Annotated in this window: 14 protein-coding genes, 3 tRNA genes and 1 pseudogene; 8 read left to right on the forward strand and 10 right to left on the reverse strand. The window is 70.6% G+C overall.

Annotated features, from left to right (window positions below):
• Positions 1-112: 112 nt before the first annotated feature.
• Positions 113-1,183: an adenosine deaminase gene (locus tag LUZ64_RS20900; RefSeq protein WP_095583645.1), complete on the forward strand. Its 1,071-nt coding sequence runs from the start codon at positions 113-115 to the stop codon at positions 1,181-1,183.
• A gap of 121 nt (positions 1,184-1,304) precedes the next feature.
• On the opposite strand, the gene LUZ64_RS20905 is transcribed toward LUZ64_RS20900, so the two are convergent.
• The 6 genes from LUZ64_RS20905 to LUZ64_RS20930 form a co-directional block, all read right to left on the reverse strand.
• On the reverse strand, positions 1,305-2,360 hold the full coding sequence (locus LUZ64_RS20905; RefSeq protein ID WP_095583674.1) for a UDP-N-acetylmuramate dehydrogenase: 1,056 nt from the start codon (positions 2,358-2,360) through the stop codon (positions 1,305-1,307).
• 302 nt (positions 2,361-2,662) lie between these two features.
• Positions 2,663-3,094 carry a MaoC family dehydratase gene (locus LUZ64_RS20910; protein WP_095583646.1) on the reverse strand — a complete coding sequence of 144 codons (432 nt, stop codon included), beginning with the start codon at positions 3,092-3,094 and terminating at the stop codon, positions 2,663-2,665.
• The gene (locus tag LUZ64_RS20915; protein ID WP_087927547.1) at positions 3,094-3,546 is read right to left on the reverse strand and encodes a MaoC family dehydratase N-terminal domain-containing protein; all 453 of its coding nucleotides are present in this window, start codon (positions 3,544-3,546) and stop codon (positions 3,094-3,096) included. Before LUZ64_RS20915 ends, LUZ64_RS20910 begins: the two co-directional genes overlap by 1 nt.
• A gap of 99 nt (positions 3,547-3,645) precedes the next feature.
• On the reverse strand, positions 3,646-3,810 hold the full coding sequence (gene rpmG, locus LUZ64_RS20920; RefSeq protein ID WP_087927546.1) for a 50S ribosomal protein L33: 165 nt from the start codon (positions 3,808-3,810) through the stop codon (positions 3,646-3,648).
• Positions 3,811-3,894: 84 nt separating this feature from the next.
• Positions 3,895-3,967, reverse strand: a tRNA-Met gene (locus tag LUZ64_RS20925).
• 49 nt (positions 3,968-4,016) lie between these two features.
• Positions 4,017-4,089, reverse strand: a tRNA-Thr gene (locus LUZ64_RS20930).
• Between the two features lie 194 nt (positions 4,090-4,283).
• Between LUZ64_RS20930 and LUZ64_RS20935 the strand changes: the two genes are divergently transcribed.
• Both LUZ64_RS20935 and LUZ64_RS20940 read left to right on the forward strand, forming a co-directional pair.
• Positions 4,284-5,555 carry an amidohydrolase family protein gene (locus LUZ64_RS20935; protein WP_095583647.1) on the forward strand — a complete coding sequence of 424 codons (1,272 nt, stop codon included), beginning with the start codon at positions 4,284-4,286 and terminating at the stop codon, positions 5,553-5,555.
• A gap of 58 nt (positions 5,556-5,613) precedes the next feature.
• The gene (locus LUZ64_RS20940) at positions 5,614-6,270 is read left to right on the forward strand and encodes an NAD(P)H-binding protein (RefSeq protein ID WP_095583648.1); all 657 of its coding nucleotides are present in this window, start codon (positions 5,614-5,616) and stop codon (positions 6,268-6,270) included.
• Positions 6,271-6,393: 123 nt separating this feature from the next.
• Here LUZ64_RS20940 and LUZ64_RS20945 read toward each other — a convergent pair.
• Positions 6,394-6,475, reverse strand: a tRNA-Tyr gene (locus LUZ64_RS20945).
• 187 nt (positions 6,476-6,662) lie between these two features.
• Here LUZ64_RS20945 and LUZ64_RS20950 point away from each other — a divergent pair.
• A complete protein-coding gene (locus LUZ64_RS20950; protein ID WP_095583649.1) occupies positions 6,663-7,151 on the forward strand; it encodes a YajQ family cyclic di-GMP-binding protein in 489 nt (162 codons plus the stop codon).
• 107 nt (positions 7,152-7,258) lie between these two features.
• Here LUZ64_RS20950 and LUZ64_RS20955 read toward each other — a convergent pair.
• The 3 genes and pseudogenes from LUZ64_RS20955 to LUZ64_RS20965 form a co-directional block, all read right to left on the reverse strand.
• Positions 7,259-7,552 (reverse strand): annotated as a pseudogene (locus tag LUZ64_RS20955) (YccF domain-containing protein); the annotation flags it as partial.
• Between the two features lie 196 nt (positions 7,553-7,748).
• The gene (locus LUZ64_RS20960) at positions 7,749-8,141 is read right to left on the reverse strand and encodes a YccF domain-containing protein (RefSeq protein ID WP_095583651.1); all 393 of its coding nucleotides are present in this window, start codon (positions 8,139-8,141) and stop codon (positions 7,749-7,751) included.
• A 96-nt stretch (positions 8,142-8,237) separates the two neighbouring features.
• Positions 8,238-8,714 carry an NUDIX domain-containing protein gene (locus LUZ64_RS20965; RefSeq protein WP_095583652.1) on the reverse strand — a complete coding sequence of 159 codons (477 nt, stop codon included), beginning with the start codon at positions 8,712-8,714 and terminating at the stop codon, positions 8,238-8,240.
• 114 nt (positions 8,715-8,828) lie between these two features.
• On the opposite strand from LUZ64_RS20965, the gene LUZ64_RS20970 reads away from it, so the two are divergent.
• From LUZ64_RS20970 to LUZ64_RS20985, 4 genes are all read left to right on the forward strand, one after another.
• A complete protein-coding gene (locus tag LUZ64_RS20970; protein ID WP_211305127.1) occupies positions 8,829-10,031 on the forward strand; it encodes a helix-turn-helix domain-containing protein in 1,203 nt (400 codons plus the stop codon).
• A gap of 182 nt (positions 10,032-10,213) precedes the next feature.
• The gene (locus LUZ64_RS20975) at positions 10,214-10,705 is read left to right on the forward strand and encodes an ATP-binding protein (protein ID WP_095583654.1); all 492 of its coding nucleotides are present in this window, start codon (positions 10,214-10,216) and stop codon (positions 10,703-10,705) included.
• Between the two features lie 423 nt (positions 10,706-11,128).
• Positions 11,129-11,377 (forward strand): hypothetical protein, encoded by a 249-nt coding sequence (locus tag LUZ64_RS20980; protein WP_143593393.1) that lies wholly within the window; start codon positions 11,129-11,131, stop codon positions 11,375-11,377.
• 586 nt (positions 11,378-11,963) lie between these two features.
• Complete coding sequence (locus tag LUZ64_RS20985) at positions 11,964-12,239, forward strand: hypothetical protein (protein ID WP_095583658.1); 276 nt, start codon at positions 11,964-11,966, stop codon at positions 12,237-12,239.
• Positions 12,240-12,641: the final 402 nt, after the last annotated feature.

Below are 12,641 nucleotides of genomic sequence, written 5' to 3' on the forward strand. Positions count from 1 at the left end.
GGGCCCCCGGCTGTCGCCGGGGGCCCGCACGCCTTTTCGGCGCCGTGCCCGTTTCGGTGCCCGGTCGGGAAACTCCCTTCCGGTTGTCATGCTCGTACGGCAAGATCCTGGGATGGAGAGTGTCCGTGCCCGCGGCGGAGCCGCTGAAAGAAATCTTCGACTGCTGCCGAAGGCCCATCTGCACCTGCACTTCACGGGGTCCATGCGCCCGTCGACCATGCTGGAGCTGGCCGACAAGTACGGGGTGCACCTCCCCGAGGCCCTGAGCGGCGGCGAACCCCCGCGGCTGCGCGCCACGGACGAGCGCGGCTGGTTCCGGTTCCAGCGCCTCTACGACATCGCGCGGTCCTGCCTGCGCTCTCCCGAGGACATCCAGCGGCTGGTCCGCGAGGCCGCCGAGGAGGACGTCCGCGACGGCTCGGGGTGGCTGGAGATCCAGGTCGACCCCACCTCGTACGCCCCCCGGCTCGGCGGTCTGATCCCCGCGCTGGAGATCATCCTCGACGCGGTGGACAGCGCCTCCCGGGAGACCGGGCTGGGCATGCGCGTCCTCGTCGCCGCGAACCGCATGAAGCATCCCCTGGACGCCCGCACCCTGGCCCGTCTCGCGGTGCGGTACGCGGACCGCGGCGTGGTCGGCTTCGGCCTCTCCAACGACGAGCGGCGCGGGCTCGCCCGTGACTTCGACCGCGCCTTCCAGATCGCCCGTGAGGGCGGTCTGCTGGCCGCGCCGCACGGCGGTGAGCTCTCGGGCCCGAGCAGCGTCCGGGACTGCCTGGACGACCTGCACGCGGGCCGCGTGGGCCACGGGGTGCGGGCCGCGGAGGACCCCCGGCTGCTGCGGAAGCTCGCGGAGCGCGGGGTGACCTGCGAGGTCTGCCCCGCGTCGAACGTGGCCCTGGGCGTCTACGAGAAGCCGTCGGACGTCCCGCTGCGCACCCTCTTCGACGCCGGCGTCCCGATAGCGCTGGGCGCGGACGACCCCCTGCTCTTCGGCTCCCGGCTCGCCGCGCAGTACGAGCTGGCCCGCGAGCACCACGGCTTCACGGACCCGGAGCTGGCGGAACTGGCCCGCCAGTCGATCCGGGGCTCGCGGGCCCCGGCGGACGTGCGGGCCCGGCTGCTGGGCGGCGTCGAGGAGTGGCTCGAGAACAGCCCGGCCGGGGGCACCTCCCAGCGGTAGCTGGGGGAGTTTGAGGCCACCGCGCGGTAGCGCGGAACGGGGGCCCGGGGGCGGCTCCGCCGCGCGGCGGAGCCGCGTATCGGATACCGCGGGAAGGGGCGGGCAGGGGAAAACCCCTCCCTTAGAGCGCCACGCCGACGGTCACCGGCTCGTTCACCAGCGTCACCCCGAACGCCGAACGGACCCCGTCCCGCACCTCGCGGGCAAGGGCGAGGAGATCCTCCGTCGTGGCCGCGCCCCGGTTCGTCAGCGCCAGCGTGTGCTTCGTGCTGATGCGCGCCGCCCCCGCCCCGTACCCCTTCGTGAAGCCAGCCTTGTCGATCAGCCACGCCGCCGACGTCTTGACCATGCCGTCCCCCGCCGGGAAGGCCGGCGGCGTGACATCGGGGCCGAGGCGCTCGGCCGCCTTCGCGAGGAACACCTCGTGCTCGGCCGTCGTGAGGATCGGGTTGGTGAAGAAGGACCCCGCCGACCACGTGTCGTGGTCCTCGGCGTCGAGCACCATGCCCTTGCCCGCGCGCAGCTTCAGGACCGTCTCGCGGGCCGTCGCGGCGGGCACGCGGTCGCCGGCCTCGACGCCGAGGGCGCGGGCCGTCTCGGGGTAGCGCAGCGGCGCGGAAAGGCCGTCCGCGTCCTCCAGCTCGAAGCGGACGCGGAGGACGACGTAGCGCGCGGGGTCCTGCTTGAAGCGGCTGTGGCGGTAGGAGAAGGCGCACTCGGCGTTGGTGAGGGTCACCGTCTCGCCGGTGCGGCGGTCGTAGGCGACGACCTCGGTGATGGTCTGGGAGACCTCCTGGCCGTACGCGCCCACGTTCTGGATGGGGGTGGCGCCGGCGGAGCCGGGGATGCCGGCGAGGCACTCGATGCCCGCGAGGCCAGCCTCGACGGTGCGGGCCACGGCGTCGGACCAGTTCTCGCCCGCGGCGAGTTCGAGGGCGGTGCCGTCGAGGGTGAGGCCGGTGGTGGCGATGTGCAGGGCGGTGCCGTCGAAGCCCTTGTCGGCGATGACGAGGTTGCTGCCGCCGCCGATGATCAGCAGCGGGGTGCCGTCCGCGTCGGCCTCGCGGACCGCCGCGACGACCTCGTCGTCGGTGACGGCGGTGACGAGCCGGGTGGCGGGGCCGCCGAGCCGGAAGGTGGTCAGGGGGGCGAGGGGGGCATCGTGGAGTTCCTGCACGCGCACAAGGGTACGGGGAGCTCCGCCGGGGTCCGGGGGCGTGGTGCGGGCCGTGGCCCGGGCACTGCCGCGGCCGGGCGCCGGGGCCTCCGGGGGTGCCCCGGAATCGGATATTTACGGGCGGGAGCCGTTCCCGTAAGAGTGCTCCGAACCGCCGCCCGCAAATATCCGGCAGCATTCCGGGGCACCCCCTGCGGCCCCGTCGCCCTCCGTTGTCGTTCCGCCGCGCGCCGGTGTCGTGTCCGGCATGCGTAAGGGGCGTCCGCCAGGCGGGCGCCCCTTACTGCTTGCCTGTCGGCCGGTTATGCGAGACGGACCACGGCGCGGGACATGCCCAGCACCTTCTGTCCGGCGCTCTTGACCAGGAGGTCGACGCGGACCGTGCGGGCCTCGTCGTCCTTCGCACCGATCTTGCCGCCGACCTCGATGACCGCGCCCTCGTCGTCGTTCGGCACGACGACCGGCTTGGTGAAGCGCACCCCGTACTCGACCAGGGCGCCCGGGTCGCCGGCCCAGTCGGTCACCACGCTGACGGCCTCGGCCATGGTGAACATGCCGTGCGCGATGACGTCCGGCAGTCCGACCTCCTTGGCGAACTTCTCGTTCCAGTGGATCGGGTTGAAGTCGCCGGAGGCGCCCGCGTAGCGCACCAGGTCGGCACGGGTCACCGGGAAGCTCCGGGCCGGCAGCTCCTGGCCGACCTCGACGTCGTCGAAGGAAATCCGGGCAGCCATCACGCCTCCTCGGCCGCGCGGGCCACCAGCATCGTGTACGCGGTCACGACGTGCTCGCCGTGCTCGTCGTGGACGTCGCCGCGGACCGACACCAGGTCGTTGCCCGCCATGGACTTGATCGACTCGATGGTCGAGGTGACCGACAGGCGGTCGCCCGCGCGGACCGGGCGGCTGTAGGCGAACTTCTGGTCGCCGTGCACCACGCGGCTGTAGTCCAGGCCCAGCTGCGGGTCCTGGACGACGCGCTCGGCGGCCCGGAACGTGATGGCGAACACAAAGGTGGGCGGGGCGATCACATCGGGGTGACCGAGCGCCTTGGCGGCCTCGGGGTCGGTGTACGCCGGATGGGCGTCACCCACGGCCTCGGCGAATTCGCGGATCTTCTCCCGGCCGACCTCGTACGGATCGGTGGCCGGATAGGTCCGTCCGACGAAGGACTGGTCGAGCGCCATGGGCTCGTTACCTCCTGGCTGGACTTGTGCGGAAAAGGATGGGGATACGCCACGAGGCCGCCCCCAGGGATGGGGACGGCCTCGTGAACGAGCCTGTCTTTATCGCGTCTCGCGGTGCGCGGTGTGAGCCTTGCAGCGAGGGCAGTGCTTCTTCATCTCAAGACGGTCCGGGTCATTACGCCGGTTCTTCTTGGTGATGTAGTTCCGCTCCTTGCACTCCACGCAGGCCAGCGTGATCTTCGGGCGGACGTCGGTGGCAGCCACGTGAGTGCTCCTTGACGGATGGACGGATGAACGCAGACAAGAGTAGCCGATCGGAGGACCGACCCCACAATCGGCTACTACATGTAGCGGTGACCGGACTTGAACCGGTGACACAGCGATTATGAGCCGCTTGCTCTACCGACTGAGCTACACCGCTGTGATGCGGGAGAGATCCTCACCCGAAGGTGAGGACTCCCACACACCAGAGCCCCAATACGGAATCGAACCGTAGACCTTCTCCTTACCATGGAGACGCTCTGCCGACTGAGCTATTGGGGCGAGCGAGGAAGACATTACACGGTTGGCCGCCGAAGGTGAAATCCGTATCCGGAGGCCACCCCATGGACCCCTTCCGGGCCCTCCGGCACCACACCGGTACGACTATTCGTCGCCTGCTCGAAGCCGATCCGAACGCGCCCTACGCTCGGAACACGCTGCGTGATCATGCACGCCCCGGCCCCCGGAGGAGCGCGATGCCCGACAGCCAGCCGCAGCCCCCGAAAAACCCCGGGGGCGACGCCACTCCGCCCGACGCGCCGCCCGGCGACGGCGTCCTGCTGCTGTGCGGCGCCCGGCTCGCCGACGGCCGCACCGTGGACGTGCGCCTCAGCGACGGACGCATCGAGGCGGTCGGCACCGCGGGCAGCCTCGCCCCCGGGCCCCGGGTGGACCTCGGCGGCTATCTGCTGCTGCCCGCGCCCGCCGAGCCGCACGCCCACCCCGACACCGCGCTCACCGCGGACGCCGAGGGCCCGGCCCCGCACACCGCCCAGGACGTCCAGCGCCGCGCCACCGAGGCCGCCCTGCTCCAGCTCGGCCACGGCGCCACGGCGCTGCGCGCGCACGTCCGGATCGGCGACGTCCAGGGCCTGCGTTCCCTGGAGGCCGTGCTGCAGGCCCGGCGGGCGCTGCGCGGCCTCACGGACCTCGGCACGGTCGCCGTGCCCCGGCTGCTCACCGGCGCCGCCGGGGCCGACGGCCTGGCCATGCTGCGCGACGCCGTGAAGATGGGCGCGGCCGTGGGCGGCTGCCCCGACCTCGATCCGGACCCGATCGGCTACGCCGAGCTCGCCCTCGGGGTGGCCGCCGAGCACGGCTGCCCCGTCGACCTGCACACGGACGCCGACGACCCGGCCCGGCTCGCCCGGCTCGCCGCCATGGCCGGCGGCCTGCGCCCCGGGGTCACCCTCGGCCCCTGCGGCGGCCTGGCCCGGATGCCGTACGAGCCCGCCGCCCGGGCCGCCGAGCGGCTCGCGGCGGCCGGGGTGACGGTGGCGTGCCTGCCGCAGGGTGACTGCGGCACGCTCGAACAGCGGGGAGCGCGGGTCTCCACCTGCGCGCCGGTCCGGCTGCTGCGCGCCGCCGGGGTGCGGGTGACGGCGGGCAGCGGCGCGCTGCGGGACGCGGCCAACCCCGTGGGCCGGGGCGACCCGCTGGAGGCCGCGTTCCTGCTGGCCTCGCGCGGTGAGCTGCGCCCGGACGAGGCGTACGAGGCGGTGAGCGGGCGGGCGCGGGCGGCGATGGGGCTGCCGGAGGTCCGGGTGGAGGCGGGCTTCCCCGCGGAGCTGCTGGCCGTGCGCGGCGAGCGGATCGAGGGGGTGCTCTCGCTGGCGTACAGCCGTCTGGTGGTCCACCGCGGCCGGGTGGTGGCCCGGACGAGCGCGGTGCGCGAGTACTGCGACACCTCGGCCGCGGCCGCCCTGGAGCTGCCCCGGCAGTCCTCGCGCGGCGGCGAGCCGTCCTGAGGCCGGTCGTGCCGCGCGGCCCCCTGGCGGTGCGCGGCACAGCGCGTACGGTCGGATCATGCGCATTGTCATCGCGGGTGGACATGGTCGGATCGCGCTGAGGCTGGAGCGGTTGCTCGCCGGGCGCGGGGACGAGGTCGCGGGCGTCATCCGGCGGCCGGCACAGGCGGGGGCCCTGCTGGCCGCGGGTGCCGAGCCGGTGGTGTGCGACCTGGAGTCGGCGGCGGTCGGCGACCTCGTACGGCACCTGGAGTCCGCCGACGCGGCCGTCTTCGCGGCCGGCGCCGGACCGGGCAGCGGCATCGAGCGCAAGGACACCGTGGACCGGGGCGCGGCGGCCCTCTTCGCGGACGCGGCGGAGGCGGCCGGGGTGCGGCGCTTCGTCGTCGTCTCCTCCATGGGCGCCGACCGCGAGCCTCCGGAGGGTACGGATCCGGTCTTCGCCGCCTATCTGCGGGCCAAGGGCGCCGCGGACGCGGACGTACGCTCACGGGCCGGTCTGGACTGGACGATCCTGCGGCCCGGCAGGCTCACGGACGACCCCGGGACGGGCCTGGTGCGGCTGGCGGAGGCCACGGGCCGGGGCGCCGTGTCCCGCGACGACGTCGCGGCCGTCCTGGCGGCCCTGCTGGCCGAGCCGGGCACGGCGGGCCGGACCCTGGAGCTGATCGGGGGCGACACGCCGGTGGCGGAGGCCGTGAAAGCCGTTGCCTAGGGCCGGGGCGTTTCCGGCGGCCTGATCCGTCCGTACGTGCCGCAGATCACATGACCGTCCGGCTTCGGGGGCTTCCCCGGACAACACAGAAGGCCCTCTCCGTAAGGAGAGGGCCTTCACATGTGGCGGCGCCAGGGTTCGAACCTGGGTAGGCTGAGCCGGCAGATTTACAGTCTGCTCCCTTTGGCCACTCGGGCACACCGCCAAGGGTTGCCGCCTCGGATTCCACCTTGCGGTGGTGCTCCGTGGCAACGACGTAAACCATACCCGATGACCTGGGGTGGTCCGCCACTCGATTCCTCACCGCTCACCGGCCCCCCGGGTGGCTAGGCTGGCGGGGCGGCACCCCGGCCGCACCCCTGATGGATCTACGTACGAGGAGCCAACTCAATATGGCCGACTCCAGTTTCGACATCGTCTCGAAGGTCGAGCGGCAGGAGGTCGACAACGCCCTCAACCAGGCCGCCAAGGAAATCTCGCAGCGCTACGACTTCAAGGGCGTCGGCGCCTCGATCGAGTGGTCCGGCGAGAAGATCGAGATGCGGGCCAACTCCGAGGAGCGCGTGAAGGCCGTTCTCGACATCTTCGAGACCAAGCTGATCAAGCGCGGTATCTCGCTGAAGTCCCTGGACGCGGGCGAGCCGCAGCCCTCCGGCAAGGAGTACAAGCTCTTCGCCTCGATCGAGGAGGGCATCTCGCAGGAGAACGCGAAGAAGGTCGCCAAGATCATTCGCGACGAGGGCCCGAAGGGCGTCAAGGCGCAGGTCCAGGGTGACGAGCTGCGCGTCAGCTCCAAGAGCCGCGACGACCTCCAGGCGGTCCAGGCCCTCCTCAAGGGCAAGGACCTGGACTTCGCGATCCAGTTCGTCAACTACCGCTAGTCCGCCGTGCCGCGAGGCGGCCAGGCACGCAGTGAGGGCGTTTCACCGGGAGTTGTCCGGTGGGGCGCCCTCGCGGCGTTCAAGGGGCCGTGGCGCGGCCCCTGTTGTCAGCGGGTGGCGAAGGGGCGGTCCGTCGGGACGATTTCCCGGCCCAGCGGCATGAGCGAGATCGGCACCAGCTTGAAGTTGGCGATGCCGAGGGGGATACCGATGATCGTGACGCACAGGGCGATGCCCGTGACGATGTGGCCCAGCGCCAGCCACCATCCGGCGAAGACGAACCAGATGACGTTGCCGAGCAGCGAACCGGCCCCGGCGTCCCGCCTCTCCACCGTCGTCCGGCCGAAGGGCCACAGGGCGAAGGAAGCGATCCGGAAGGACGCGATGCCCCAGGGGATCGTTGCGGCAGGAGCAGGATCACGCAGGAAGCCGCATCAGGTTCAAGCTCTCCCTATAGACGGAGGTCAGCGCCCTGATACGCCACTGAGGCCGGGAGCCCTTCTCCCGGCCTCAGTGCTACGCCGACGCCCTCACGCCCCTGGTCTGACCGCGCACCGCCCGGTCAGACACTCAGGCCATCGGCTCACCTTTGGTGACTCACCGACTGGCGAACGGGTGGTCCGTCGGGACGATCTCCCGGCCCAGCGGCATGAGCGAGATCGGGATCAGCTTGAAGTTCGCGATGCCCAGGGGAATACCGATGATCGTCACGCACAGGGCGATACCCGTGAAGATGTGGCCCAGCGCTAGCCACCAGCCCGCGAACACGAACCAGATGACGTTCCCCAGCAGCGACCCCGCGCCGGCGTCCCGCCTCTCCACCGTCGTCCGGCCGAAGGGCCACAAGGCGAAGCCCGCGATGCGCAGGGAGGCAATGCCAAAGGGAATGGTCACGATCAAGACGAAGCAGATCAGGGCCGCCACGACGTAGCCGAGCGCCATCCAGAGTCCGCAGAGGACTAGCCAGATGACATTAAGGATGAACCTCATAAAAACAGCCTCCCACGCGAAACAGCTCCTAGCGAGAGGGACGACCGCGGGTGGACTCACGGTTGCCCTGACCTTCCGCTGACCGGCGCAAGGCTCCTAGAGGGAGACTCGTTGCCCGTGTTCGAGGTACTGCGGGTGAACCTCGCCTCGGGCAGCAATGGCAGCCTTCACCCGACGCGCAAGCCTTGGGACCAACAGATCGTCGAGAGCCTCACCCGGGTAGAACTCGGCAGCGAGCAGTTCTTCCGGCGGCAGCTTGATCGCGTCCACGTCGTCCTGGTGGAGGATTCCACCGTCGAAGACGTACAGCACCTTGTCGCCCTCTTTCTGGCTCGGTGCCCAGTCCACGACCAGGAGCGCACCGACGGCGGGGGTGATGCCCAGTTCTTCTTGCACCTCGCGCCGGCAGGCGGCATACGGAGACTCGCCTGTCTCCACGTACCCGCCCGGGATCTCCCACTGTGGCTTGTACGAGGGTTTGACCAGGAGCACGTGGCCGCGGCTGTCGAAGAACAAGGCACCGGCCGCCATCCGCGGGTGGGCCATCCGTCGCTCGTGCTCGGTCTCTGTCATGCACCGACCCTACTGATCCAGCCTCTGAGCGCCGTACTCGCCTCATCGCCCTGTCGTTGGAACCTGCATCGTGTGAAACTCAGTTCGGCGGCTACGGAGGCAGCGATGCGTGGGATGACCGACCACATGGATTTCGGCAAGCGCGTGAGGTTCTACCGGGAGCGGCGGGGGCTGCACCAGTGGCAGCTAGGCGAACTGCTGAACCGCTCCGAAGACTGGGTGTACCGCGTCGAGTCCGGCCGGATCCCGGTGAACACCGTCAAGATGCTGGTCGACTTAGCCGACGCCCTCCGCGTCCACCTTGAGGACCTCCAGGGGACTCCCGTGCTCCTTGAGGACCAGGGCGACCACAAGGCGAGCGTCCCGGCGATCCGCGAGGCGTTGATGCAGTCGCGCCCGCTCTCAGGTTCGCTGTACGTCGACAGGGAGCCACCTCACCTTGAGCGCTTGACGGCGGAAGTCGATCGGGCGTGGCGCCTCTATCAGGGGTCGAAGTACGCGCGGCTCGGCGAAGTCCTCCCCGGTCTGCTGGCGGACGGGCGGTTGGCGACTCAGGCGTGCAACGGAGGGGACGACAGGCGGCGGGCCTTACGAGAGTTCGCGCTGGCCTTGCACGTCGCCGCGGCCTACCTGCGGAAGCTGGGTGAGACGAATCTGGCCTGGATCGCCGTGGATCAGGGCGCCATCGCCGCTAGCGAGACGGAGGACCCCGCCGTGATCCTCGCGCTGCGCCGGGGTGTCGCTCACGTCCAGCTCGGTGCCGGCCTCGCTGAGAAGGCGGTGAACGGCACCCTCGACGCTGCGCGTGAGCTGCCTCCGGGCTGGTGGGAATCCTCAGCGACGGCCCTCTCCCTCTATGGGACTCTCTTCCTCAATGGTTCGATCGCTGCAGCCCGCGTGGGGGATCGTGAGCAGACCAAGGAGATGCTGAGCAAGGCCAAGCAAGCAGCCCAGCGGCTTGGCACGGGCCATGACGAGATGTGGACCGCCTTCGGCCCTGCCAACGTAGAGATCCACCGCCTTGCCACGGCCCTGGAGTTCGAGGACTTCCAGTGCGCCGTGGACATAGTGCCGGGCATCCAGGGCGTCGGCCTACCGGCCGAACGCAAGGCCCGGCTGCGCCTTGATGCCGCCCGCGCCTATGCCGAAACCGGTCAGACCGACAAAGCCGTAGCCGCCCTGAAACGCGCCTTCACCACCGCGCCTGAGCAGATCCGGGCCCACGAGTTCGCGTGTGACCTCGCCCGCCGACTGCACAAGCGCACCCGTAGCCGCGACGTGGAAGCGCTGGCCATGAAGCTGGGCGCCCTCCGGTAGAAGCCGAGGCCGACGCACCGGAACGGACCCGGAATATTTTTCCGGGTCCACCTGCGTTTCGGAGCCTACCTTCACTCCTGTCAGATTCCCCTGATGCAGGAGGGTCAGCCGTGGGACCACGGATCAGACAACCTTCAAGAACCCTCTCCGCTCTCGCCCCCACTGGCGTGTTGAAAGCCCCCATGGTGGAGCGTTGCCGCGCGTTGACGCTCTACGCGGAGTCCCCCGACACGGGGCATGCCGCCCGGGGAATGGTGCGGTCCGCGTTGGAGGACTGGAAGCTCCACGACCTGGTGCCGGACGCGTGCCTGGTGGTTTCCGAACTCGTGGGCAACGTGGTCCACCACGCCGTACCTGACACGCACCTGGCAGTTCCCGGCGCCCCTCGCCGCGTCGACGTCCGACTCACGAAGTGGCCGAAGTGGCTGTTCCTCGGGGTGTCCGACGAAGACTCCAGCGCACCCACCACCCCCATAGGAGAGCTGTTCTCCCCCCTGCTCGCGGACGGCTTACCCGAAGCGATGCTGCCCGACAGCGGCCGGGGCCTCCTGATCGTCCAGCGCTTGACCGACTCCATGTGGTGGGCGCCGGAGGCGGGCGGCGGGAAGACTGTGGTCTGCCGCTTCGATCTCTGCGGGCCCTTCCCCGCCGGACAAGGCACGGGGGGCCTGTGATGCGCGCGCCCAAGAGCCAGATCGAGCGTGGGGACCTCGTGGAAGTGCGGGGTCGGCTGCGGGAAGTGAAGGCTGTTCGGCGGGATGAGCGGCGGTCGGAGAGCTTGGTGCTGGTCTTCAAGGACGGGCCCGCGCTGCGGGTACGGGCTGAGGCTGTGTCGGCGGACCGGCGCGGGAAGTGGCGGGTGCGGTGATGGCTGCTGTTCTGGCTTTGCGGCGGCTGGATGCCTTGCTCGGGCTCGCTGAGGGGTGGGACGGCGCGGGGCAGGCGCGGTGCGTGCTGTGCCGCGAGGACTCGGGGTCCTTCGATGGCCCGGCGGCTGGGTCGGCTGTGCAGGGGTGGGCTGTGGATCACGTGGCCGCGGCGCATCAGATGCTGCCGACGTGCTTCTTCACGGCCTTTCCGGCGGGTGTCGCCGCGTGGTGACGACGGCGTTGGCCCGGCGCCTGGTGACGGCCTGCTGGGGCGTACGGGAGATCACGGCGGAAGGGCTGTTCGGGGTGCGTGAGTGGTGGTGGCGTCATGTGTCGCAGCGTGCGCTGTCCCGCCTCCTGGACACGGCCCGCATCCACCGGCCCCCGGAGTCCCAGGAGTACCTGGATGAAGCGTTGGAGCGGGTCGCTGCCCGGATAGCCTGCGCCCGATGCGAGGGGCACGACCCGCCCCCATAAGGCTGGGCAGGAGCCGTCCGCCCTGGGGAGGGTCCGGCTTCTGCCCTTGATCTCCCTCGGTGTGTGCGATCACAGCGCGGCTTTACTGGATCACCGTTGCTGTGAGGGGCCTCATCACCCCCTGCGTATGCCGAGGGTCGGCGGTCGCTCCATACCGCCGGCGGCCCTGTCCCGTACTGCACGGCGGGTCAGGGCCGCATCGCCCCCATAGGCCGGGCAGGAGTCGCCGTCTCGGGAGGATAGGCGGCTTCTGTCCTTGATCTCTCGGTGTGCGCACTCACAGCGCGGTGTTTAACAAGGGGCGCCGTCGCGGTGAGGGGGCGTAACAGCCCACGCTGCACCCGAGGGACGGCGGTGACGATCACACCGTCGGCGGCCCTGCCCTGCCTGTGCTGAGCGGGGCAGGGCCGTACCAGACATCCGAATACGCGAAACCGGACCACCCCGTTACCTGGCGGGCGCGGGGGTGGTCCGGCAGGGATCGACGAGGACCCCGGTGCCGATGGTACCGGGGTGCTCGTCGTGCGTCCGTGCGATGCCCCAACAAGATCCAGTCGACCAAGAATCTTCGAGGGGTGGAAAGTTGATGTTCGGGCCTGAAGATGAGGCGTTCGAGGTGGAGGAGTTCGACCTGGACGCGGTGGCCTGGGTGCGCGGGGTCGACTACGTGGCCGGCTGGCGCGAAGCGAAGGACGCCGCGGCCCGGCTCGGTGACGCGTTGGCGGCGGCCGGGGTCGAAGGGCGGCTGCGGGCGGTGTCGGCGCCGGACGGCTCGGGCGTGGTGCGGCTGGAGCTCTCGCCTCGGCATGCCCGCGAGGTGGCGGCGCTGGTGGACGTAGCCCGCCTGGGGAAGGCCAGCTGATCGTCTTCTTCCGCTCGGAGAAGATCTTTTTCTTTCTGCTCCTTCAAACCCCAACCACCGAAAGTCAGCCACGATGGCGGGGCGGTCGAACGATTACCCGCCACGTGTGCCACCTGAGCCCCCTCCCGGTATCAGCCACGCTATCGGGCTTTCTTCTTTCGTCACGGCCGGTACCACCGTGCCTGAGCTACCGCTTATGCCCTAGTACGGTCCGCACCTTGTCCACGGACCCGCACGCGAAGCGAGCCAAGCCACAGACCCTCAGCCCTGGTCGGCGGTCGGCCTGTTCCCGGGGCTCAGCCGGTGACGGCCGGAGATCGCTCGGGGAACCGCATGCCCGGCCTCATCGCGCCGGTGCCGGGGTGTTCGTCGGCGCCTTCACCTCGGGGGCCTGTGCGAGTG

The sequence above is a fragment of the Streptomyces albireticuli genome (assembly GCF_021228125.1).
Taxonomy (GTDB): Bacteria; Actinomycetota; Actinomycetes; order Streptomycetales; family Streptomycetaceae; genus Streptomyces; species Streptomyces albireticuli.

Excerpts from the sequence above, each read along its gene's own strand:
- LUZ64_RS20900 (WP_095583645.1), top strand. The coding sequence starts at position 113 with ATGGAGAGTGTCCGTGCCCGCGGCGGAGCCGCTGAAAGAAATCTTCGA.
- LUZ64_RS20910 (WP_095583646.1), bottom strand. The coding sequence starts at position 3,094 with ATGGCTGCCCGGATTTCCTTCGACGACGTCGAGGTCGGCCAGGAGCTG.
- LUZ64_RS20915 (WP_087927547.1), bottom strand. The coding sequence starts at position 3,546 with ATGGCGCTCGACCAGTCCTTCGTCGGACGGACCTATCCGGCCACCGAT.
- LUZ64_RS20935 (WP_095583647.1), top strand. The coding sequence starts at position 4,284 with ATGCCCGACAGCCAGCCGCAGCCCCCGAAAAACCCCGGGGGCGACGCC.
- LUZ64_RS20940 (WP_095583648.1), top strand. The coding sequence starts at position 5,614 with ATGCGCATTGTCATCGCGGGTGGACATGGTCGGATCGCGCTGAGGCTG.
- LUZ64_RS20950 (WP_095583649.1), top strand. The coding sequence starts at position 6,663 with ATGGCCGACTCCAGTTTCGACATCGTCTCGAAGGTCGAGCGGCAGGAG.
- LUZ64_RS20960 (WP_095583651.1), bottom strand. The coding sequence starts at position 8,141 with ATGAGGTTCATCCTTAATGTCATCTGGCTAGTCCTCTGCGGACTCTGG.
- LUZ64_RS20965 (WP_095583652.1), bottom strand. The coding sequence starts at position 8,714 with ATGACAGAGACCGAGCACGAGCGACGGATGGCCCACCCGCGGATGGCG.
- LUZ64_RS20970 (WP_211305127.1), top strand. The coding sequence starts at position 8,829 with ATGACCGACCACATGGATTTCGGCAAGCGCGTGAGGTTCTACCGGGAG.
- LUZ64_RS20975 (WP_095583654.1), top strand. The coding sequence starts at position 10,214 with ATGGTGGAGCGTTGCCGCGCGTTGACGCTCTACGCGGAGTCCCCCGAC.
- LUZ64_RS20985 (WP_095583658.1), top strand. The coding sequence starts at position 11,964 with ATGTTCGGGCCTGAAGATGAGGCGTTCGAGGTGGAGGAGTTCGACCTG.